The organism is Amycolatopsis minnesotensis, from assembly GCF_039529815.1.
Taxonomy (GTDB): Bacteria; Actinomycetota; Actinomycetes; order Mycobacteriales; family Pseudonocardiaceae; genus Amycolatopsis; species Amycolatopsis minnesotensis.
In genome coordinates this window covers 102,682-124,808 of sequence record NZ_BAAANN010000027.1, presented here as the reverse complement: position 1 = coordinate 124,808, position 22,127 = coordinate 102,682, and the positions used below count along the sequence as shown (strand labels likewise).

The 22,127-nt window shown below is 69.7% G+C and carries 18 protein-coding genes; 7 read left to right on the top strand and 11 right to left on the bottom strand.

The features are described 5' to 3' along the window. Positions 1–18 precede the first annotated feature (18 nt). Both ABD256_RS29735 and ABD256_RS29730 read right to left on the bottom strand, forming a co-directional pair. Positions 19–1,371 carry an MFS transporter gene (locus ABD256_RS29735; RefSeq protein WP_344426249.1) on the bottom strand — a complete coding sequence of 451 codons (1,353 nt, stop codon included), beginning with the start codon at positions 1,369–1,371 and terminating at the stop codon, positions 19–21. Beyond that, positions 1,368–2,612 carry an FAD-dependent oxidoreductase gene (locus ABD256_RS29730; RefSeq protein ID WP_344426246.1) on the bottom strand — a complete coding sequence of 415 codons (1,245 nt, stop codon included), beginning with the start codon at positions 2,610–2,612 and terminating at the stop codon, positions 1,368–1,370. The genes ABD256_RS29735 and ABD256_RS29730 overlap by 4 nt, the downstream gene beginning before the upstream one ends. A gap of 125 nt (positions 2,613–2,737) precedes the next feature. On the opposite strand from ABD256_RS29730, the gene ABD256_RS29725 reads away from it, so the two are divergent. The 6 genes from ABD256_RS29725 to ABD256_RS29700 all read left to right on the top strand — a co-directional run bounded on the left by ABD256_RS29725 (position 2,738) and on the right by ABD256_RS29700 (position 7,846). Further along, positions 2,738–3,937, top strand: a complete 1,200-nt coding sequence (locus ABD256_RS29725) for a winged helix DNA-binding domain-containing protein (RefSeq protein WP_344426243.1) — start codon at positions 2,738–2,740, stop codon at positions 3,935–3,937. 153 nt (positions 3,938–4,090) lie between these two features. Then, positions 4,091–5,095 (top strand): type I glyceraldehyde-3-phosphate dehydrogenase, encoded by a 1,005-nt coding sequence (gene gap, locus ABD256_RS29720; protein WP_344426241.1) that lies wholly within the window; start codon positions 4,091–4,093, stop codon positions 5,093–5,095. 14 nt (positions 5,096–5,109) lie between these two features. Continuing rightward, positions 5,110–6,318, top strand: a complete 1,209-nt coding sequence (locus tag ABD256_RS29715; protein ID WP_344426272.1) for a phosphoglycerate kinase — start codon at positions 5,110–5,112, stop codon at positions 6,316–6,318. After that, positions 6,318–7,103, top strand: a complete 786-nt coding sequence (gene tpiA / locus ABD256_RS29710) for a triose-phosphate isomerase (RefSeq protein ID WP_344426238.1) — start codon at positions 6,318–6,320, stop codon at positions 7,101–7,103. The genes ABD256_RS29715 and tpiA overlap by 1 nt, the downstream gene beginning before the upstream one ends. A 56-nt stretch (positions 7,104–7,159) precedes the next feature. After that, entirely contained in the window at positions 7,160–7,390 is a 231-nt protein-coding gene (gene secG / locus ABD256_RS29705; protein WP_344426235.1) for a preprotein translocase subunit SecG, read from the top strand. 114 nt (positions 7,391–7,504) lie between these two features. Then, a complete protein-coding gene (locus ABD256_RS29700; RefSeq protein WP_344426232.1) occupies positions 7,505–7,846 on the top strand; it encodes an RNA polymerase-binding protein RbpA in 342 nt (113 codons plus the stop codon). A gap of 69 nt (positions 7,847–7,915) precedes the next feature. On the opposite strand, the gene ABD256_RS29695 is transcribed toward ABD256_RS29700, so the two are convergent. After that, positions 7,916–9,124 (bottom strand): sensor histidine kinase, encoded by a 1,209-nt coding sequence (locus ABD256_RS29695; RefSeq protein ID WP_344426229.1) that lies wholly within the window; start codon positions 9,122–9,124, stop codon positions 7,916–7,918. Between the two features lie 539 nt (positions 9,125–9,663). Here ABD256_RS29695 and ABD256_RS29690 point away from each other — a divergent pair. Beyond that, positions 9,664–10,953: a hypothetical protein gene (locus ABD256_RS29690; RefSeq protein WP_344426226.1), complete on the top strand. Its 1,290-nt coding sequence runs from the start codon at positions 9,664–9,666 to the stop codon at positions 10,951–10,953. Between the two features lie 110 nt (positions 10,954–11,063). Here ABD256_RS29690 and ABD256_RS29685 read toward each other — a convergent pair whose 3' ends face one another. From ABD256_RS29685 to tkt, 8 genes are all read right to left on the bottom strand, one after another. Then, positions 11,064–12,440, bottom strand: coding sequence for an FAD-dependent oxidoreductase (locus ABD256_RS29685; protein ID WP_344426224.1), 1,377 nt, complete (start codon positions 12,438–12,440; stop codon positions 11,064–11,066). Positions 12,441–12,483: 43 nt separating this feature from the next. Then, positions 12,484–13,092 carry a PadR family transcriptional regulator gene (locus ABD256_RS29680; protein WP_344426221.1) on the bottom strand — a complete coding sequence of 203 codons (609 nt, stop codon included), beginning with the start codon at positions 13,090–13,092 and terminating at the stop codon, positions 12,484–12,486. Positions 13,093–13,679: 587 nt separating this feature from the next. Beyond that, the gene (gene pgl / locus ABD256_RS29675) at positions 13,680–14,459 is read right to left on the bottom strand and encodes a 6-phosphogluconolactonase (RefSeq protein WP_344426218.1); all 780 of its coding nucleotides are present in this window, start codon (positions 14,457–14,459) and stop codon (positions 13,680–13,682) included. Next, positions 14,456–15,481: a glucose-6-phosphate dehydrogenase assembly protein OpcA gene (gene opcA / locus ABD256_RS29670; RefSeq protein WP_344426215.1), complete on the bottom strand. Its 1,026-nt coding sequence runs from the start codon at positions 15,479–15,481 to the stop codon at positions 14,456–14,458. The genes pgl and opcA overlap by 4 nt, the downstream gene beginning before the upstream one ends. Beyond that, positions 15,478–17,007: a glucose-6-phosphate dehydrogenase gene (zwf, locus tag ABD256_RS29665; protein WP_344426212.1), complete on the bottom strand. Its 1,530-nt coding sequence runs from the start codon at positions 17,005–17,007 to the stop codon at positions 15,478–15,480. Before zwf ends, opcA begins: the two co-directional genes overlap by 4 nt. After that, on the bottom strand, positions 17,004–18,638 hold the full coding sequence (locus ABD256_RS29660; RefSeq protein ID WP_344426209.1) for a glucose-6-phosphate isomerase: 1,635 nt from the start codon (positions 18,636–18,638) through the stop codon (positions 17,004–17,006). Before ABD256_RS29660 ends, zwf begins: the two co-directional genes overlap by 4 nt. Positions 18,639–18,647: 9 nt before the next feature. Beyond that, a complete protein-coding gene (tal, locus tag ABD256_RS29655; protein WP_344426206.1) occupies positions 18,648–19,763 on the bottom strand; it encodes a transaldolase in 1,116 nt (371 codons plus the stop codon). A gap of 23 nt (positions 19,764–19,786) precedes the next feature. Beyond that, positions 19,787–21,892, bottom strand: a complete 2,106-nt coding sequence (gene tkt / locus ABD256_RS29650; protein WP_344426203.1) for a transketolase — start codon at positions 21,890–21,892, stop codon at positions 19,787–19,789. Positions 21,893–22,127: the final 235 nt, after the last annotated feature.

Here is a 22,127-nt window from a genome sequence, read left to right as displayed (position 1 = left end):
CTGGCCGGCCCCGGCCGATCAGGGTGAGAGGACCTCCAGCGGCCGCCGTGCGGTTTCGACGCCGAACAACGCGACCGTGCCGCACCCCAGTGCGCTCGCCACGGCGAGCACGCCGAAAACCGCGGCGATCCCACCGCCCGTACCGACGAGGGCCCCGGTGACGATCGGCCCGGCGATCACCCCGAGCCGTGCGAACACGCCGCCGATGCTCGCGCCCGCGGCACGCGCGCGGGTCGGGTACAGCTCCGGGCCGTACAGGTTCAGCGCCAGGTTCACGGCGAAGACGAAGATCGCGGCCGTCGACACGAACAGCAGCACGCCCGGTGCGGTCGCGGGTGCGGTCAGCGCGGCCGCACCGAGCACCACCACCGTGCCGAGCAGTCCTGTCACGAGCCCGGCGCGCCTGCCGAACCGGTCGACGGTCACCGCGATCACGACGCAGCCCACCAACCCGGCGACCGTGGTGAGCACGCTGTAGAGCAGCGAGGTGTGCACGTCGAGGTGGTAGACGCTGGTGTAGATCGTCGGAAGCCACGAGGTGAGGCCGTAGTTCACCAGGAACGCCACGAACCACAGCACGGAAACCACGATCGTGCGGCGCAGGTACGGGCCGCGGAACAGCTCGCGCGCACCCGTCTCACCGGTGGTGGTCACGGGTGGTGGCGGCGCGATTTCGGGCAGCGGGCCGAACTGGTCGCGTGCCGCCGATTCGAAGCGCCCGAGCACCGCTTCAGCCTCGTCGAACCGGCCTCGCGCCGCCAGCCACCGGGGCGATTCGGGAATCCGGCGCAGGCCCAGTACGAGGAACACCGGCACCGCGCCCACCCCGAACAGGGCTCGCCAGCCGAACGACGGCACCACCCACGCGGACACCAGCGCGGCCGCCGCGAGCCCTGCGACGAAAGCCAGTTCGTAGACCAGCACGAACCGGCCGCGCGTGCGGGCGCCGATGATCTCGCTGATGTAGGTGGCGGCCACCAGTACCTCGCCCCCGATGCCGATGCCCTGGAGGAAACGGGCGGCCTGAAGCCATTCGATGTTCGGTGCGAACGCGGCGAGCAGGCTGCTGAGGGAGTACAGCAGCAGGCAGTGCGCCACGACCGGGACCCGGCCGAACCGGTCGGCCAGCCTGCCGGTGAGCAGCGCTCCCACGAGCATCCCCACCGAACCGACGGTGATGGTGAACGTCGTGGTCGCGGTGTCCAACCGGTATTGACCACGCAGCGCGGGCAGTGCGTAGGCGATCAGGAGCTGGTCGAAGCCGTCGAAGAAGGTCACGGCGCCGATGAGCAACCGCGCGCGCACGGCCAGCCGGGAGACCGGGAGCCGGTCGATCCGTGCGCCGATCCGCGTGGCGCGGTCCTCCGTCACGGGTGAGTACCTCCCGGCACATCGAGGATTCCCAGCTGTTCGGCCGTCGTGTTGGCCAGGCCCGCGACCCGTTCGGCGACCTCACGGCAGCGCCGGGGGTCGGCCAGCCACGCGTAGTCGGAGAGCACGTGCTCGTCCACCGCGGGACCGGTCGCGGCCTGTGCCAGCGTCTGTTCGTGCGACGCGGCCAGCGCCAGTTCGTTCGCCGGGCGGCGCAACCGGTCGTAAAGCTCCAGCTCGCGTTCGACCCCGCCGCCGTCGAGGCCGCGCCGGATGACCGCGGCGAGCACGTCCGCGTCGAGCATCGCCAAGCTCATGCCCTGCGCCACCGTCGGCGGGATGACGTGCGCCGCTTCTCCGACGAGGCACAGCCTGCCCCGCACGTAACGCTCCGCGTGGCGCAGGTGGATGCGGTAGCTGTGCCAGCCGCCCCGCACCGGCCCCGGCGCGCTTTCGAGGACCGGTGCGCGCGCCACCATGCGCTTCCACAGCTCCGGTGCGGACAGCGCACGCCAGCGGGACTCCTCGGCGACCGGGATCTGGAACGGCACCCGCACCTCGGTACCGCCGTCGAGCGGGATGATCATCGTGAGACCTTCCGCGCCGACGTACCGCATGGTGCGGTGGTCGAGTTCGGGCACGGCAGGGCGGGGGCAGATGGGCATCAGGTATTCGTGGGCGTAGGTGTGGCGCTCCTCGAATCCGATGCCCGCCGCCCGGCGAAGTGCCGACGCGGCGCCATCGGCGGCGACGACGACCTGTCCGACCGCTTCGAAGGGTTCCCCGGCGATCGTGCCGGTGACTCCTCGCAGCACTTCACCCGTGTCGTCGTACAGGGGCGAGGCCACCCGCGCGCCACGCCGCACTGATACGAGATCGGTTCGCCCGGCGAAGGCGGCGTACAGGGCGCGGTGCAGGTTCGTGTGCCGCAGCACGGTCTGGTGCGGGTGCGCGGTGTCGAGGTCGGTGAACCCCCACTCACCGAGGAAACCGTGTTCGCGGTGGAAGAAGCCGGACGCCACGACCTCGTAGCCGCCCATCGCTTCGATCGAGGGCAGCACGCCCCAGTTGTCCAGCAGGCCGAGCGACAGCGGCTGGAGGACGTCGCCGCGGTTGAGTTCGGGAAAGCTCTCCGCGCGTTCCAGCAGCACCGAAGACACGCCGAGCGAAGCGAGTGCGTGCGCGGTGCTGGCTCCGGCGACGGCGCCACCGACGATCACGACATCTGCTTCCCAGCGCATACGGCGAAAGCTAGTGGATCTTGTGGAGCGACGGGTCGTGATCGGCCCGCGAACGCTGGGAAGTGCCTGTTCGACACCCTTTCGTGGTCATGGGGGCCGTCGGTGCCCGGTGGTAGGAAAGCCGAGTGAGCCCGAAACCCGTCAAGATCGGCGCCGCGCAGCGGCGTGCCCGCCTCGGCGTCCGCCACCACCTCGCCGCGCCGGGCCCCTCGCCGGAGGAGATCACCGCGAGCCTGCTCGCGCTGCACGCGACCGACCCGGCGACGGTGTACCTCACCGTAGCCGCGCGCTCGCCGGGCACGGTGCCCGACGTCGAGCGCGCGCTGTACGAGGATCGCGCGCTCGTCCGGATGCTCGGCATGCGGCGCACGGTGTTCGTCTTCGACGTCGAGACGGCCGGGATCGTGCAGGCCGCGTGCACCGACGACGTCGCCGTGAAGGAGCACCGCCACCTCGTCAAGCACCTCACCGAACTGGGCCACCCGGAACCGGTGGCCGACGCCGAAGCCTGGCTCGCCGAGGTGGTGGAGTCGGCGGCGCGGGCACTGGGGAAGCGCGGTGCGGCGTTCGCCCAGGACCTGACCGCGGACGAACCGAGGCTGAAGCAGCAGCTGCGGATGGCGCCGGGAAAGCCGTACGAGTCGGTCGGCGCGATCACCAGCCGCGTGCTGTTCCTGCTCGCCGCCACCGGCAGGGCGGTGCGCGGCAGGCCGAGGGGATCGTGGCTGAGCACGCAGTACCGGTGGTCGACGATCGAAGGCTGGCTCGGCTCCGCGCTGCCGGAGTGGCAAGCCGAAGACGCCCGCGCCGAACTGGCGAAGCGCTGGCTGCGCGCGTTCGGACCGGCGCCGGTCACCGATCTCCGCTGGTGGACGGGGTGGACGGCGGCGCAGGCGAAGAAGGCGCTCGCCCGGCTCGACGTGGTGGAAGCCGATCTCGACGGGCAGCAGGGGATCGTGCTCGCCGATGACGTTGATGACACCGCACCGGTCGCGGAGCAGCCGCCTTGGGTGGCCCTGCTGCCCGCGCTGGACCCGACGCCGATGGGCTGGTCGGACCGCGGCTGGTACCTCGGCGAGCACAAGGAGGCGCTGTTCGACCGCACCGGGAACATCGGGCCCAGCGTGTGGAGCGACGGCCGGATCGTCGGCGGGTGGGCGCAGCGGCCCGGCGGCGAGGTCGTGTTCCGGCTGCTGTCCGGCGTCGGTGCCGAGGCGGAAGCGGCGATCGGGGCGGAGGCGGACCGGCTCACCCGATGGTTGGGGGAGACCAGGGTGACACCGAAGTTCCGGACGCCGCTGGAGCGCGAGCTGGCCTCATCTTGATCGATTTCTTGATCGATTCTTGACCGGTGACGCGAGTGGTGGAAGTCTCGTCGGGGCAGTCAAGGAGCCGCAGGCCAGCACGCTAGGGTGGCCGCGAGTCCGCAGTCTTTCACCGGGGTCGTGCCCCGGTCGACCACCAGAGGAGTGGCAGCAGTGACGGTTCGCGTAGGTGTGAACGGCTTCGGCCGGATCGGGCGCAACTTCTTCCGTGCCGTGCAGGCCGCTGGCCACGACATCGAGGTCGTCGCGTTCAACGACCTCGGCGACGTCGCGACCATGGCGCACCTGCTCAAGTACGACAGCATCCTCGGCCGCTTCCCCGAGGAGGTCTCCGTCAGCGACGAGGGCATCGTCGTCGGCGGCAAGACCATCAAGGCGTTCGCCGAGCGCGACCCGGCGAACCTGCCGTGGGGCGACCTCGGCGTGGACGTCGTCGTCGAGTCGACCGGCTTCTTCACCAACGCCGACGCCGCGAAGGCGCACATCGCCGGTGGCGCGAAGAAGGTCATCATCTCCGCGCCGGCCAAGGGCGAGGACCTCACCGTCGTCCTCGGCGTGAACGACGACAAGTACGACGGCTCGCAGACGATCATCTCGAACGCGTCGTGCACCACCAACTGCCTCGGCCCGCTGGCCAAGGTCCTGAACGACGCCTTCGGGATCGAGCAGGGCCTGATGACCACGATCCACGCGTACACGCAGGACCAGAACCTGCAGGACGGGCCGCACAAGGACCTGCGCCGCGCCCGCGCCGCCGCGCTGAACGTGGTGCCGGCCTCGACCGGTGCCGCGAAGGCGATCGGCCTGGTGCTGCCGGAACTGCTCGGCAAGCTGGACGGTTACGCGCTGCGCGTCCCGGTGCCGACCGGCTCGGCCACCGACCTGACCGTGACGCTGAAGAAGAGCGCCACGCTCGACGAGATCAACGCCGCGTACCAGGCCGCCGCCGACGGCCCGCTCAAGGGCATCCTCCGCTACAGCACCGACCCGATCGTGTCCTCGGACATCGTCACCGACCCGGCGTCCTGCATCTACGACTCGCCGCTGACGAAGATCATCGGCAACCAGGTCAAGGTCGTCGGCTGGTACGACAACGAGTGGGGCTACTCGAACCGCCTCGCGGACCTGGTCAAGCTCGTCGGCTCGAAGCTCTCCTGAACCGAAAGATGACTGTGCAGACTCTCGAAGACCTGCTGGGCGGGGATGTTTCGGGACGGTTCGTGCTGGTGCGCTCCGACCTGAACGTCCCCCTCGACGGGAAGACCATCACCGATGATGGCCGTGTGCGAGCCGCCCTCCCGACCCTCAAGCGCCTCGCCGACGCGGGCGCGAAGGTCGTGGTGACCGCGCACCTCGGGCGCCCGAAGGGCGAGCCGGACCCGGAGTTCTCGCTGGCCCCGGTCGCCGAGCGGCTCGGCGAGCTGCTCGGCGCCGAGGTGCCGCTCGCCGGTGACCTGGTGGGCGAGTCGGCGAAGAAGACCGTCGGCGGCCTGGCGGACGGCCAGGTCGCGCTGCTGGAGAACGTGCGCTTCGACGCGCGCGAGACCAGCAAGGACGCCGGTGAGCGCGAGGCGCTGGCCGCCGAACTGGCCGCGCTGGTGCCCGGTGGTGCCTTCGTGTCCGACGGCTTCGGTGTCGTGCACCGCAAGCAGGCCTCGGTCTACGACGTCGCGCGCGCACTGCCGGCCTACACCGGCGGGCTGGTGCTCGCCGAGCTCGAGGTGCTGAAGAAGCTGACCGACGACGTGGCGCGGCCGTACGTGGTCGTGCTCGGCGGCGCGAAGGTCTCGGACAAGCTCGGCGTGATCGCCAACCTGCTCACCAAGGTCGACCGCCTGCTCATCGGCGGCGGCATGGCGTACACCTTCCTCAAGGCGCAGGGCCACGAGGTCGGCCAGTCGCTGCTGCAGGCCGACCAGCTCGACCAGGTCAAGGGCTTCCTCGCCGACGCGAAGGAGCGCGGCGTCGAACTGGTACTGCCGATCGACGTGCTCGCCGCGACGCGGTTCGCCGAGGACGCGGAGTTCGAGGTCGTCGACGCGACCGCGATCCCGGCCGACCGGCAGGGCCTCGACATCGGCCCGAAGACCCAGGAACTGTTCGCGGGCAAGCTTTCCGACGCGAAGACGGTGTTCTGGAACGGTCCGATGGGCGTGTTCGAGTTCGAGTCCTTCGCCGGTGGCACCAAGGCGGTCGCCGAGGCGCTCGTGGCCAGCGAGGCGTTCACGGTCGTCGGCGGTGGTGACTCCGCTGCCGCGGTGCGCCGGCTCGGCCTGCCGGAGAACGGCTTCTCGCACATTTCGACCGGCGGCGGCGCGTCGCTGGAATACCTCGAGGGCAAGGAATTGCCGGGCGTTTCGGTGCTGGGAGAGGATTCCTGATGGCGCGCAAGGTGTTCATCGCGGGCAACTGGAAGATGAACAACAACCACATCGAGGCTATCGCGCTGGTGCAGAAGATCGCCTTCTCGCTGCCGGAAAAGTACTACGCGAAGGTCGATGTGGCGGTGCTGCCGCCGTTCACCGACATCCGCACGGTGCAGACGCTGACCGACGGCGACAAGCTCAAGCTCACCTACGGCGCGCAGGACCTGTCGCCGCACGACTCCGGCGCCTACACCGGCGACGTGTCCGGCCCGATGCTGGCGAAGCTGGGCTGCAGCTACGTGACGGTCGGGCACTCGGAGCGCCGCGAGTACCACGCCGAGGGCGACGAGCTGGTCAACAAGAAGGTGCGGGCGGCCGTCAAGCACGGCGTCGCCCCGATCCTGTGCGTCGGCGAGCAGCTCGAGGTCCGCGAGGCAGGCGAGCACATCGCGCACACCACGGCGCAGCTGCTGGCCGGGCTCAAGGGCCTCAAGGCCGAGCAGGTCAAGACCGTGGTCGTCGCCTACGAGCCGGTGTGGGCGATCGGCACCGGGCGGGTGGCCACCCCGGCGGACGCCGAGGAGGTGTGCGCCGCGCTGCGGGCCGCGCTCGCGGAGAAGTACGGCGCGGAGGTCGCGGACGAGGTCAGGGTGCTCTACGGCGGCTCGGTGAAGTCGGGCAATATCGGCGATCTGGTCAAATGCGACAACATCGACGGTGCGCTGGTCGGCGGTGCGAGCCTGGACGCCGACGAGTTCACCAAACTCTGTGCGATGGCAGCGGGTGGGCCGCTGCCCTGAACGGGTCGGTAACCGGTAATCTGACACCTCAGACCTTCGCGGACACAGAGGACGAGATGAAGCTTTTCCTGCAGATCCTGTTGATCGTCACCAGCACGTTCCTGGTTGTCGCGGTGCTGCTACACCGTGGCCGTGGTGGCGGTCTGTCGTCGTTGTTCGGTGGCGGTATGCAATCGAGCCTGTCCGGCTCGAGCGTGGCCGAGAAGAACCTCGACCGCATCACCCTGCTGCTCGGCGCCGTCTGGCTGATCAGCATCGTGGGTCTCGGCCTGTTGCTGAAGGTCTGAGAAGGTCTGAGTACACCGGGCGTGCCTAGGGGGGTGCGCCGCCGATTCCACGGTCAGCTCGGCCGTGCAGGGCGCGAGTCGACGCGCGTCTTGAATCAGACACTGTGAGGATTCATGGTTGGCGGTAACGCGATTCGAGGCACCAGGGTCGGTGCCGGTCCTTCGGGTGAGTCGGAACGCGGCGAGTCCGCTCCGCGCCGGCGGATTTCCTACTGGTGCGCCAACGGGCACGAGGCACAGCCGTCGTTCTCGATGGACGCCGAAATTCCCGAGGAGTGGGATTGCCCGCGGTGCGGTCTTCCCGGCGGGCAGGACGAGCAGAACCCACCCGCGGCGCCGAGGACCGAGCCCTACAAGACCCACCTCGCATACGTGAAGGAACGTCGCAGCGATGCCGACGGCGAGGCCATTCTCGCTGAGGCGCTCGAACGCCTGCGGCAGCGTCGCGAGATCTGATTTCTCCGGCTCGACGAGAAAGGGCCGGGCGGATTCCTGATCCGCCCGGCCCTTTTTCCGCGCCCGTATTCAGGTAGCGATGGGGTAGCGGGCCCGCACCTCGAACCCGCCGTCCTTGGTCGCCGCCGTCTCGAAGCTGCCGCCGAGCAGCCGTGCCCGCTCCGCCATCCCGGTCAGGCCGTAGCCACCGGAGGGCAGGAACGTCGCGGGCTGCCGTGCCCCTTCGTTGCGGACCTCGACGCGGAGCGCGCCCTCGTCACCGATCACCTGCACGATCGCCGTCGCGCCGGGGGCGTGCTTGTGCACGTTGGTCAGGCATTCCTGGACGGTCCGGTAGGCCGCCGCGGAAACCTTGTTGGGCAGCGCGTCGGGGATCCGCTCGACGCTGAGCTGCACCGGCACGTCACATCCTCTGATCAGCTCCGACAGTTCGGTGACTCCTGGTTGAGGTCCGTCGTCCTCCACTCCAGACCTCAACACTCCAACGAGTGATCGCAGTTCTTCGAGCGTTCTGGTGCTCAGTTGACGGATGATCTGCGCGGTCTGCCTCGCCTCCGGAGAGGCGCCGGGGGCGTCCGCGTTCGCCAGGATGCCCGCCTGCATCGCGATCAGGGTGATGTCGTGGGACACCACGTCGTGCATCTCGCGGGCCAGCCGCGCCCGCTCTTCGGCTCGCACCGCGTCGGCGTGCAGCCGCCGCTCGCGGACCCGGCTCGTGGCCAGTTCGGCGAGCCGCTGGGACAGCTCCGACCTGGCGCAGATCAGCAGGCCGAGCGCCACCGGCATACCGGCGACGAGCACGCCGTAGATCGCGTCGAGCACGTGCGCCCGCCAGCTCATGTCGGCGAACTCGGTGAGCGGCCACTTCACGAACCGGCACATCCAGACGAGCCCCGCGCCGGCCCAGGTCTGCCAGTGGAACTGCTTGCGGGTGGCGAGCATGCCGAGCGCGATCATGGCCGCGAGCTGCGACCAGCCGGTCAGGAAACCGGGCACCGTGGCGACCACGCCCGCGAAGGGCAGCCAGCGTCCCAGCGGGAGCGCGAGGCAGGCCGCCGCGGAGAGCGCGATCGAATACCCCGGTGCGTTCTTCGGCATCCCGAGCCACACGTCGAGCACCGCGATCATGATCGCGAAGATGATGAGGAGCAGCGGCGTCATGCGCTGCCGCACGGCGTCGAGCAGCGTAGTTCTGTTCCGGTGGCGTATCCGGTCGGCCACCCCCGCGCCGGGGCGGCCGACTGAGATTCCGGGTATGGAGAGTCCCTCTGTGCTCATCACTGGACCTCACTCGTCTTGTGGACTTGATGAGGAGATGTGCTCAAGGGCCGAACGGGACGCGCAGCTCTGAACAAATGTGCGGATGCTAACGAAGCGGTGTGAGTGGATGGTAAGTTTCACCCAGAGTTATGGAACAGATGTCCGTTTCCAATGTTCTAGGCCATTTGGGTGATGACCGTCTGAGCGCGTGTGAACCGTCGGTCTTGTAACTCTTTGTGTTCAACATGTCACCGAGTGAGTATGTGCGGCTTGTTCGATCTTGCCGGGGATGTGCCTGCCCGATAAACTGTGTGAGTCTTACACAGATAGACTGGGGAAGAGGTACCCGACATGAGCGCACGCGCTCCGGGGCCGGCGTCCGGCATCGACACCGGTGTCGCGTGCTACCGGAAGTGGCTCACCAGCGTCATCCGCTGAGCGCCGCACGGGATGTATGTCCATTGTGGAGGATGAGCCGGGGCGGGTGCCGGTGGCGGCCGTCCCGCTCCTTCACCGTGAATTGACCTGTTCTTTGGATTTTCGTTACGAGGAAGTGCATGAGCAACAAGGTGCGAATGTGGGTTCTTTCCCTCTGTGCGGTCGTGGTCGTGGTCGTCATCGGTCTCTCGGTGGTCCTGAACCACACCGATTCCGGCCAGGGCGAGCAGCGGCAGCAAGGTTCCGGGGACGGCCAGACCGTCCAGCGGCCCGGTTACGCCGACAGCTCGTCGGTCGCCGATGCCGCTCCGCTTAAGGAGCAGCCGAATCCGCAGGCGGTGAACCACGGCGGCCAGCCGGTCGTCCAGGCGTGCGCGCTGCTGTCGCTCGACGACTTGACCGCGCTCGGCATCCGCGTCGACGCACGGCCGGATCCCAACGTGGTGAACTTCCAGCGGATCTACCTGGCCGCGGACGGCATCGGGCCGGTGAAGGCGGGCAGCCAGAACTTCTCGCACGCCGGGACCCTCGCGTTGAACAAGTGCAACTACGGGCTCCTCGGCCCGGACGGCGGCACCAACGACACCTTGGCGGTCGCGGTTTCCCAGCCCGGCTACATCCCCGGCGCCGGTACCGGCTTCGACAAGTACCCCGCCAAGCAGAACATGGGATCGGTCAAGGTGTATTCGCAGCGGCGCCCGGCGGGCAATCCGGCCGACGCCACCGGTGAAGCGATCCTGGTCCTGGGCAAAACGGTGGTCAGCGTCGACTTTTCGTTGACCGCGGGCGGGTACGCGCCCCAGTTGCAGGATCTCGCCGCCCGGATCGCGAAGAACCTCGAGACGCAGGCTGCGGCACCCGCCGGGCCCTCCACGATCACCTACGACAGCCCGGTCTTCCCGGAGCAGGCGCTACAGCCCTGCCCGCTGCTCACCCCGGACGCGGTCGGCCCCGCCACCGGTGCCGAGGTCTCACCGCTGGTGGCGGAGATGCCGGGGACGGCGATCGGCGCGGTGCGGTTCCCGCACGACGAGCAGGCGTACAACTACGTGCAGCTCGAGTGCGAGCGCGGTACCGGAACCGATGACGCCTTGTCCCGCAAGGGATTGTCGCTGGAGGTGACCAGTTACCTTTCCGAAGACGGTGCCAAGAAGTACGTGGAGAACACCGCGGGCGCCCACGGCGGCCAGCCGGCCGCGGCCCCGGTCGGTGACGAATCCCAGATCATGACCGACACCATGTCGGTCAAGACCGAGGGGGCACTGATCTTCCGCAAGGGCCGGTTCGCCTTCGAGCTCTACCTTGCCGACCACGACGGCCATCCCAACGGCATCACCGTGGCCGAGGCCAACGCCTCGCTGGTCCCGGCGGCGCAGAAGATCCTGCGGAACCTCGGCGACCAGCACTGACCAGACCCGGACACCACAGCGCACGAGGGCACGACACCGTGGGCGGCACGTCGCGCCGATCGGCTGCGCGGCGCTGCCTCGCCAAGCGATCGACAGCCCGCTTGCCGCGTTCAGCGGGTGGATGACCGGCCTGGCCGGTCCGGTGTGCGCGCGCCGCGGCCGGCGAGCATGCGGTGGACCAGTTTGCGCTTCAGCGGGGGGAGCGCCTGGACCGTCCTGGCGCCGCCGCGGAACAGGGCGAGCAGCGTCCTGCCGCCGACGCGGCCGTTGAGCGGGTTGTCCTTGCCGTAGAACTTCAGCGACTCGCGGACCGCGTCGAACCCGTACTCGATCATCTGCGCCTCGTACTCGTGGATGCCCTCGACGAGCCCGGTTTCGCCCCGGTGCGCCGCGACGAGCCGCTCGGCGAGCAGCCGGGCGTCCTTGAGCGCGGTGTTCGCGCCGACGCCGCGGCCGGGCGTCATGGTGTGGATCGCGTCGCCGAGCAGCGTCACCGTGCTGGTTTCCCATGCCGGGACCGGCACCGAGGTCGACTGGCGGGTGGACACCGCGCAGGTGGTGGGATCGCTCAGCTCGAAGAGCCGGTGCAGCACCGGGGACCAGCCCGCCGCCATCTCCTTCGCGATCTCGATGACCTCTTCGCCCGCTGCCTCCGCGAGCCCGGCCGGGCTGAGCCCCGGTGGCAGCGCGATGCCCCAGATCAGGTGGTCGGTGGTGTTGTCGAACTGCAGGCCAGGCCACGCGGCGAGCAGGTCGGCGTCCTGCTCGCCGATGCCGTTCTTCGGCCTCCGGTGCTCGTCCCACGGGAACTCCATGGTGTGCAGGATGAAGAACCGGCCGCGCGGCGCGAGGATGATCGACATGCCCTCGGTCATGTGCGGCGGGAGCAGTGCGCGGACCTCGTCGTCGAGCGGCACCTTCCCCGCGGCGCCGGCCATCTCGGCGTCGTCGAGCGTGGCGTGCGGGAGGTACTGCTCGCGCACGCGGGACCGGGTGCCGTCCGCGGCGACGAGCACGTCGCCGGTCGCGGTGGAGCCGTCCTCGAAGTGCGCGGTGATCCGGCCGTCGGCTTCGTGCTCGTAGTGGGTGAAGTACTTGCCGAAGTGCAGGATGTCGTCGACGCCGGTGCGCAGGAGCTGTTTCAGCGTCACGCGGCTGACGGACTTCTCGCTGTCCAGCGCGTCGCGGTCGAGCGGGAACTCGAGCGAGATCAGCTCGGTCAGCTTCTCGGTGTAGAGGTTGCCGCGACGCATCGGCGCGGCACAGGTCGCGACGAAGGTGTCGAACAGTTCGGGCGACAGGCATGCCCGCAGCGCCCGTGTGCCCTCCGGGTTGATGCCGACGCGATGGCCCTGCAGGAAGTCGACGCGCGTGCGGTCGCGTTCGTAGACGGCGACGCTCACGCCGTTGTTCTTGAGCGCGTGCGCCAGCGCCATCCCGCCGGTGCCGGCGCCGATGATCAGGACGTGGAAGGGTTTTTCGGGCATGACAGGGCTCCCCAGGTGTTCGGTGCGGGAAAACGAAAGTGGGTCAGTCGGCGCTCGGCGGACTGAGCCGCGCGATCTCCGCGGCGACCAGCTCGGCCGACCAGGTCAGCTCACCGCCGCGGATGTCGTCGATCAGGGAATCGAGCCAGTCCAGCTCCGCCGCGACGACGGCGCGCTGGACCTCTTCTTCGAGCAGCATGAGCCGGGGGAGGGCCGCCTTGCCCTCCGACAGCGCCCGCTCGGTGTCGGCGAGCCGTGCTTGGAGCGCTTCGCGCCGCGTCTCCAACAGGGAAAGCGCATCCTCGACGTCGAGCAGGGGCAGGTACGCGATCGCCACCGGGAACTCCGGGAAGACGTCCCTCGGCGCGGAAAGCATGGTGCGCAGCCAGTCCTGGAACGTCGTGCGGCCGAGCGCGGTGATCGCGTAGACGGTTCGCTCCGGTCGCGCCGGATCCCGCACGACCTCGCTCACCTCGATCAGCCCGTCCCGTTCGAGCCGCGTGATCGCCTGGTAAAAGCTGCTTCGCTGGTCGAGTGCGACGACCCGTTCCTTGCGGCGCTCCTTCAGCAGGCGCTGCATCTCGTACGGGTGCATCGGAGCTTCGAGCAGCAGCCCGAGCACGACGAACAAGAGCGGAGAGGGACGCTTCACCGGACTCATAGTGATGAACGTACTAGTGAGAAGCTCACTAGTCAAGATGGCCGCGATGTGGCGGACGTTCAGGCCGGGTGATCGGGCGGGGTGGGATCCGTCAACGCCCTGAAGGCGGCCTTCGGGGAATCTGACGCCGCGAACCCGGCCCTCGCGGCGGGCGCCGTGGCAGCGCTTATGCCCTCAAGGGCACCTTGGGGGCATGGACGCCGCGAAGGTCACCTTCAGGGCATGCGCGAACGGGATGACGGGCCCGCATGCCTGGAAGCGGCCTAATGGGGCCTCACCGCCGCGAATGCGGCCCTCACGAGCCTGCCCCGCTCGCGCGATCTGCTCCGCTCCCGCGCTCATGAGCTGAAGGTGCCCCTGGGGGAATCTGATGCCGTGAAGGGCACCTTCGGGGCATCAGCCCCGGCATGCTCCGCGCCGTGAGGGGCGAGAATGCGGCGTCAGATTCCCCGAAGGCGTCCTTCAGGGCGGAGGGCCTCATACGTCCGCCACCCAGTCGCCTGAATCGACGCGCATGAACAGCCCCCCGTACGCCCGCGTATTTAGCGAAGTGCCATCGCGGGTGGAAAACCGAGCGGTCAGGAGATCGGGGGGCGGTACACCTTGGTGAGCTTGCCGGCGGCGGCCCGGTCGAGCAGCCACAGCGTCCGCCGCTGACCGCGGGCGCCCGCGACCGGCAGCTGCACTTCGCCCGCACCGGAGAGCGCCAGCGCCACCGCGTCGGCCTTCGCTTCGCCCCCGGTCATCAGCCACACGTCGTGCGAGCGCCTGATCGTCGGCAGGGTCAGCGAGACCCGGGTCGGCGGCGGTTTCGGGCAGTTCCGCACGGCCACCACGGTCCGTTCGGCCTCGTACGCCGCGGGCGATTCCGGGAACACCGACGCGGTGTGCCCCTCGCCGCCGAGGCCGAGCAGCGTGATGTCGAACGACGGCACGTCGCCGTGGTCCTCCGGCTTCGCGTTCTTCGCCAGTACCTCCGCGTACGCCGCGGCGGCCGCCTCCGGGTCGTCGCCGAACTCGCCGTCCGACGGCGCCATCGCGTGCACCCGCGCCGGGTCCAGCGGCACGTGGTCGAGCAGCGCCTCGCGTGCCTGCTTCTCGTTGCGGTCGTCGCTGTCCGCGGGGACGAACCGCTCGTCGCCCCAGTAGACGTCCAGCCGCGACCAGTCGACGGCGTCGCGCGCGGGGGAGTCGCGGAGCTGCTCCAGCACCGCGATCCCGGTACCGCCGCCGGTGAGCACGAGCGACGCGGACCCCTTGGCCGCCTGCACGTCGACCAGCTTGGTGACCAGCCTCGCCGCCGCCGCGGCGGCGAGCAGCTCGGTGTTCGCGTAGACGACGACCTCGGTCTTGCTCACGACTTGCCCTTTCCGGCCGGGGCCGCGGCCGCGGCGGCCGCGGGCGTGGTGGTGGTGGGCTTCTTCTTCGTCGCGCTCGACTTCGGGGCGGTCGCCTTCGCGGTCCCCGCGGCGAACTTGCCGAGCCCGCCGAGCGAGGCTTCGTAGATCTCGTCCGGGTCGAGCCTGCGCAGCTCCTCCACCAGGCAGTCCTTGGTGTCCCTGCGCTGCAGCGCGATCCGCCTCGTCGGCTGGCCCGGCTGGGTCAGCATGCCGACGCGGCCGTCGGGCCGGTGCAGCTCCACCGTGCCGGACCGGCGTTCGAGCGAAACCGACACGATGCCCTGCGCGCTGCTCGTCTTGACGCGCTTGACCGGCACCTTCAGGTAGGCCGCGAGCCAGCCCGCGAGCAGTTCGGTGGACGGGGAGTCCGCCTCGCCGGTCACGGTCGCCGACTGCACCTTCTCGTACGGCGGGAGGTCGAGCGCCGACACGAGCTGGGCGCGCCAGTGCGTCAGCCGCGTCCACGCCAGGTCGGTGTCACCCTCCACATAGGACTTCGAGCGGGTGGTGAGCGCCCTGATCGGGTTGCGCTCGGCGGCGGAGTCGGTGATCCGCCGCTGCGCCAGCTCGCCGAGCGGGTCCTTCGCCGGCGCCTTCGGGCCGGTGCCGGGCCACCAGGTGACGATCGGCGCGTCCGGCAGCAGCAGCGGCACGACCGCGCTCTGCCCCTGCGCGGCGAGCGGCCCGTACAGGCGCAGCACGATCACCTCGCTGGCGCCCGCGTCACCGCCGACCCTGATCTGGCCGTCGATCCTCGCCGCCGCGGTCCGCGAACCCTTCGCGACCACGATCACCCGGGACGGGTGCTCGCGGCTCGCTTCGTTGGCGGCGTCGATGGCCTCTTCGAGCTTGTCGTCGTCGTCCGCGACGATGACCAGGGTGAGCACCCTGCCCAGCGCCACGGCGCCGCCGCGCTCGCGCAGTTCGACCATCTTCTTGTTGAGCTGCGAAGTCGTGGTGGATGGCAGATCGATGATCACGGACGCCTCCAGTTCCGGCCGTCGCGTGCCAGCATCTCGTCGGCCGACGGTGGTCCCCACGAGCCGGGGGGATAGGTCTCCGGCTCGCCCTTCTTGGCCCAGTGGTCGAGGATCGGGTCGAGGATGTTCCAGGACAGCTCGACCTCTTCGTTGACCGGGAACAGCGACGGCTCGCCGAGCAGCACGTCCAGGATCAGCCGCTCGTAGGCCTCCGGCGAGGACTCGGTGAACGCGTGGCCGTAGCCGAAGTCCATCGTGACGTCGCGGACCTCCATCGTGGTGCCGGGCACCTTCGAGCCGAACCGCAGTGTCACGCCCTCGTCCGGCTGTACCCGGATCACCAGCGCGTTCTGGCCCAGTTCCTCGGTGGCCGTGGAGTCGAACGGCAGGTGCGGCGCGCGCTTGAACACGATCGCGATCTCGGTGACCCTGCGCCCGAGCCGCTTGCCGGTGCGCAGGTAGAACGGCACCCCGGCCCACCGGCGGTTGTGCACGCCCAGCGTCACCGCCGCGTAGGTCTCGGTCTTGGAGTCCTTCGCGAACCCGCCTTCCTGCAACAGGCCGGGCACCTTCGTGCCGCCCTGCCAGCCGCCCGAGTACTGCCCGCGCGCGGTGGTCTGGTCCAGCGGTTCGATCGGCTTCGTCGCGGCCAGCACCTTCACCTTCTCCGCCCGCAGCGCGCGCGGCTCGAAGGACAGCGGCTCCTCCATCGCGGTGAAGGCGAGCAGTTGCAGCAGGTGGTTCTGGATGACGTCGCGAGCGGCGCCGATGCCGTCGTAGTACCCCGCGCGGCCGCCGAGGCCGATGTCCTCGGCCATGGTGATCTGCACGTGGTCGACGTAGTTGGCGTTCCACACCGGCTCGAACATCTGGTTGGCGAAGCGCAGCGCCAGGATGTTCTGCACGGTCTCCTTGCCGAGGTAGTGGTCGATGCGGAACACCGACTCCTCGGGGAAGACGTCGTTGACGATCCCGTTGAGCTCCTTGGCGCTCTTCAGGTCGTGGCCGAACGGCTTCTCGATGACGACCCTGCGCCAGGTGTCCTCGTCCGCGTTCGCCAGGCCGGACCTGGCGAGCTGCTTGGTGACCACCGGGAACGCGCCGGGCGGGATCGACAGGTAGAACGCCGTGTTCCCGCCCGTGCCGCGCTCGGCGTCGAGGTCCCTGACCGTCTGCGCGAGCCGGTCGAAGGCGTCGTCGTCGTCGAAACTGCCCTGCACGAACCGGATCCCCTCCGCGAGCCGGTTCCAGACCGACTCGCGGAACGGGGTGCGGGCGTGCTCGGCGACCGAGTCGTGCACCAGTTCGCCGAAGTCCTGGTGCTCCCAGTCCCGGCGGGCGAACCCGACGAGCGAGAACCCGGCGGGCAGCAGTCCCCGGTGCGCGAGATCGTAGATCGCGGGCATCAGCTTCTTGCGGGACAGGTCGCCGGTGACCCCGAAGATCACCAGGCCGGACGGCCCCGCGATCCTGGGCAGCCGCTTGTCACGCGGGTCCCGCAGTGGGTTCGTCCACTGCCTGCTCACTTGACCGCCTCCTGGATCGCCGAGATCAGCTGGGCGAGCCCGGCGGCGCGGTCGGTGAAGTGCAGGCGCAGCACGGGCCTGCCGTGCTCGGCGAGGACCTGGCCGTCCCCGAGTGCCTGCGCGTGCTGGAGCTGGCCGAGCGTGTACGGCCGGTCCGGCACCGCGAGATCGGCTTCGACCGCGCCGGTGACCTGGAGGAAGATCCCGTTCTGGTGGCCGCCCTTGTGGTACTGGCCGGTCGAGTGCAGGAACCGGGGACCCCAGCCGAAGGTGGTCTGGCGGCCGGTCCGCTTCGCGATCTCGGTGCGCAGCAGCGCGGCCGAGGCGTCGTCGAGCCGGTCGAGGTAGGCCTGCACCGCGATGTAGCCGGTTTCCGGCGCGGAGCCCAGGAACGCCTTGACGATCTCGCCGAGCGAGCCGGTGCCGGTGACCCCGTCGGACGGGTGGACCGCCACCGCACCATCCACAGAGGACGGTTCCGCGCCGCCTTCGAGCGCGGCTGGGTTGTCCAAAAGGGACCGTGCGGCCTTTTTCGCGGCCTCGACGTCGGGCTGGTCGAACGGGTTGATCCCGAGCAGCCTGCCCACGAGCGCGGTCGCGAACTCCCACAGCAGCATCTGCGCGCCGAGCGAGCCGGTGGTGGCGATCTTGGCGTTGCCGTCGGCGGGCCCGATCGCCACCGGGGTGGCGTCGGCGCGTGCGTCGGTGAAGCCCGGTGCGTCCGGGCCTTCGACGGCCACCGGCAGCAGCCCGGTGCCCTGCTTGCCGGTGGACTCGGCGATGAGCTGCTCGGCCCAGTCGGCGAAGCCCGCGATACCGGACCCGGTGTCGGCGAGGACGACCTTCTCCGCCCCGTCGGCGTGCGCCGCGCCCAGCGCCGCGGCGAGCCGCACCGCCGGGTTCTCGGGGGAGTCGGTGCCGAGCGATCCGGCCGCGAGCGCGGCCTGGTCGAGCAGCCGCGCCACATCCGCGCCCGCGAGACCGGCGGGCACCAGCCCGAACGCGGTGAGCGCCGAGTACCGGCCACCTACGTTCGGATCGGCGAGGAACACCTTGCGGTAGCCCTCTTTCCCGGCCAGCTCCGCGAGCGGTGAGCCGGGGTCGGTCACCACGACGATCCTGCTCGCGGCGTCGATCCCGTTGTCCGAGAACGCTTTCGCGAAGATCCTGCGGTGGCTGTCGGTCTCCACGGTGCCGCCCGACTTGGACGACACCACGATCACGGTCCGGTCGAGATCACCCGCGAGCGCGTCGGAGACCTGACCGGCGTCGGTCGTGTCGAGCACGGTCAACGGGACCTGATCGGTCCCGGTGATCACCTCGGGCGCGAGCGAGGAGCCGCCCATCCCGGCCAGCACCACCCGGTCGACGCCCTCGGCCTGCAGTTCCGTGCGCAGCGCCTCGATCTCGCCGATCAGCGGGCGCGAACTCTTGTGCAGCGTGGTCCAGGACAGCCGGATCGACGCCTCGGATTCCGCGTCGGGTCCCCACAGCGTGGCGTCCTGCGCGGCGAGCTTCGACGCGGCACCGTCCTCGACCAGCTTCGCGACCAGCTCGGCCGCTTTTCCTTCCAGCGCGGCGTCGACGATCTCGACGCCGGTTTCCTGCCCTGCCGTTTCGTCGCCTGCCATGGTCCTGGTTCAGCCCTTCGCCTTGTCGAGCTGGCCGGTGACGGACTCCAGGAGATCGCTCCACGACTTCTCGAACTTCTCCACGCCCTCGTTTTCGAGCGTGAGGAAGACGTCCGTGATGTCGATGCCCACCGCGGAGAGCTGGTCGAACACCCGCTGCGCCTCGGCGCCCTTGCCGGACACCGTGTCACCGGTGATCTCGGCGTGGTCCGCGGTGGCGTCCATCGTCTTCTCCGGCATGGTGTTCACCGTGTCGCGGACCACGAGCTGGTCTACGTAGCGGGTGTCGGAGTACTCCGGGCTCTTCACGCCGGTGGATGCCCACAGTGGACGCTGTGCGTTGGCGCCGTCGGCTGCCAGGGCCGTCCAGCGGTCGGTCGCGAACTTCTTCTCGAAGGCGTCGTAGGCGAGCAGCGCGTTGGCGATCGCCGCCTTGCCGCGCAGGGCTTTTGCTTCTTCGGTGCCGATGGCCTCCAGCCGCTTGTCGACCTCGGCGTCCACACGGGACACGAAGAACGACGCGACGGAGTGGATGCCCTTGAGGTCGTGGCCGTTCGCCTTCGCCTGCTCCAGTCCGGCGAAGAACGCGTCGATCACCGCTTCGTACCGCTCGACGGAGAAGATCAGCGTGACGTTGACGCTGATGCCCTCGGCGAGCGTGCGGGTGATCGCGGGGAGGCCTTCCTCCGTCGCGGGGATCTTCACCAGCAGGTTGGGCCGGTCCACGGTCTTCCAGAGGTCCTGCGCCTCGGCGACGGTCTTGTCGGTGTCCTTCGCCAGCCGCGGGTCGACCTCGATCGAGACCCTGCCGTCCACGCCGTCGGTGGCGGCGTAGACGTCGCGGAAGAGGTCGGCCGCGTTGCGGACGTCGGTCGTGGTGAGCTCGCGCACGGTGGCGTCGAGCCCGGCGCCCCTGGCCGCGAGCTCGCGGACCTGCTCGTCGTAGGCCTCGCCGTCGGCGAGCGCGTTGGCGAAGATCGTCGGGTTCGTGGTGACGCCGACGACGTGCTTGTCGCGGATGAGCCCGGCGAGGTTGCCGGAGTTCAGGCGCTCCCTTGAGAGGTCGTCGAGCCAGATCGAGACGCCCGCGCCGGAAAGCTGGCCGAGCCGGTCTGTAGTGCTCATGACTGCTTCATCCCCTTTTGAGGTCAGGAGTTCTTGGTCTTGGTGAGCGAGCGGCGCGCCGCGTCGACGACCGCGTCCGCGGTGAAACCGAACTCGCGGAACAAGGTCTGGTAGTCGGCGGAGGCGCCGAAGTGCTCGATGGAAACGGTCTCGCCGTGGTCGCCGACGAACTTGTGCCACGGCTGCGCGATACCGGCCTCCACGGAGACCCTCGCCTTCACCGAGGACGGGATCACCTGCTCGCGGTAGGCCTGGCTCTGCGCGTCGAACCACTCGACGCACGGCATCGACACGACCCGGGTCGGCACGCCGTCCGCTTCGAGCTTCGTGCGCGCCTCGACGGCGAGCTGGACCTCGGAGCCGGTCGCGATCAGCACCACATCCGGGGTGGCGCCGGACGCCTCGGCGAGCACGTACCCGCCCTTGGCGACGCCCTCGGCGCTGGTGCCTTCGAGCACCGGCAGGTTCTGCCGGGTCAGCGCGAGACCCGACGGGTGCTCGTTGTCCTCCAGCACCGCCTTCCACGCCGCCGCGGTCTCGTTGGCGTCCGCGGGGCGGACCACGTTGAGGCCGGGGATCGCGCGCAGCGCGGAGAGCTGCTCGATCGGCTGGTGCGTCGGGCCGTCCTCGCCGAGGCCGATCGAGTCGTGCGTCCACACGTAGATCACCGGCGCCTTCATCAGCGCGGCGAGGCGGACCGGGGGCCGCATGTAGTCGCTGAAGATGAGGAACGTCGCGCCGTAGGGACGGGTGCCGCCGTGCAGCGCGATCCCGTTGAGGATCGAGCCCATCGCGTGCTCGCGCACTCCGAAGTGGAGGGTGCGGCCGTACGGGTTCGCCTGCCACATGTCGGTGGAGGCCTTCTCGGGGCCGAACGAGTCGGCGCCCTTCATCGTGGTGTTGTTGCTCTCCGCGAGGTCGGCCGAACCGCCCCACAGCTCGGGCAGCGCGTCGGCGACGGCGGACAGCACCGCGCCGGAGGCCTTGCGGGTCGCGACGCCCTTCGGGTCGACGTCCCAGGTCGGCAGGTTGTCGGCCCAGCCGTCCGGCAGCGTCCTGGTGGACAGGCGGTCGGCGAGCGCCTTGCGCTCCGGGTTCGCCGCGGCCCACGCCTCGAACTTCTCCTGCCACTTCGCGCGCTCCGCCTTGCCGCGCTCGGCAGCCTTGCGGGTGTGCGCGATGACCTCGTCGTCGACCTGGAAGTCGCGCTCGGGGTCGAAGCCGAGGACCTTCTTCACGGCGGCGACCTCTTCGGCGCCCAGCGCGGCGCCGTGCGCCTTGCCGGTGTCCATTTTGGTCGGTGCGGGGTAGCCGATGACGGTGCGCAGCAGGATGAACGACGGGCGCTGCGTCTCGGCCTTCGCGGCCGCGATCGCCTCTTCGATCGCGACGACGTCCTCGCCACCCTCGACGACCTGGACGTGCCAGCCGTAGGCCTCGTAGCGCTTCGCGGTGTCCTCGGACAGCGCGATGTTGGTGTCGTCCTCGATCGAGATCTTGTTGTCGTCGTAGAAGACGATCAGGTTGCCCAGCTCCTGGCGCCCGGCGATCGACGAGGCCTCGGAGGTGACGCCCTCCTCGATGTCGCCGTCGGAGGCGATCACGAAGATGTTGTGGTCGAAGATGCTCTCGCCGGGGGCGGCGGCGGGGTCGAGCAGGCCGCGCTCGCGGCGGGCCGCCATCGCCATGCCGACCGCGTTCGCCAGGCCCTGGCCGAGCGGGCCGGTGGTCGTCTCGACGCCGGGGGTGTGCCGGTACTCCGGGTGGCCGGGGGTCTTCGAGCCCCACTTGCGCAGCTGCTTGAGGTCTTCGACCTCGAGGCCGTAGCCGGCCAGGAAGAGCTGGATGTAGAGGGTCAGGCTGCTGTGCCCCGCGGACAGCACGAACCGGTCGCGCGCGGGCCACTCCGGGTCGGCGGGGTCGTGCCGCAGCTCGCGCTGGAAGAGCGTGTAGGCCAGCGGCGCGAGGCTCATCGCGGTGCCGGGGTGGCCGCTGCCGCAGTTCTCCACGGCGTCGGCCGCGAGTACCCGCACGGTGTCGACCGCGCGGGTGTCGGTCTCGGTCCAGTCCGAAGGCACGTTGCGTCGGAGCAATGGGTTGTTCTCGCTGGTAGAGGCGGTTTCTGACACTGAACTCGAACTCCCCGTCTTCATGCGTTGATCTGACTTGTGCCTACTGGTCTAAATCGATCCGGAAGGCAGGATATTCCCGCTCCGGCCTGCGCGCAGAAGGGCCACGCGACTACTGTCAAGACCGTCGCGGCCAGCCTAGTGGTTCGGGTACCCGCGCGATCGGTCAGCAACACGCCGGTACCCCGGAACGGGGACCGCGGGACCGCCGATTACGATCGGTTGCGGGCTTGCC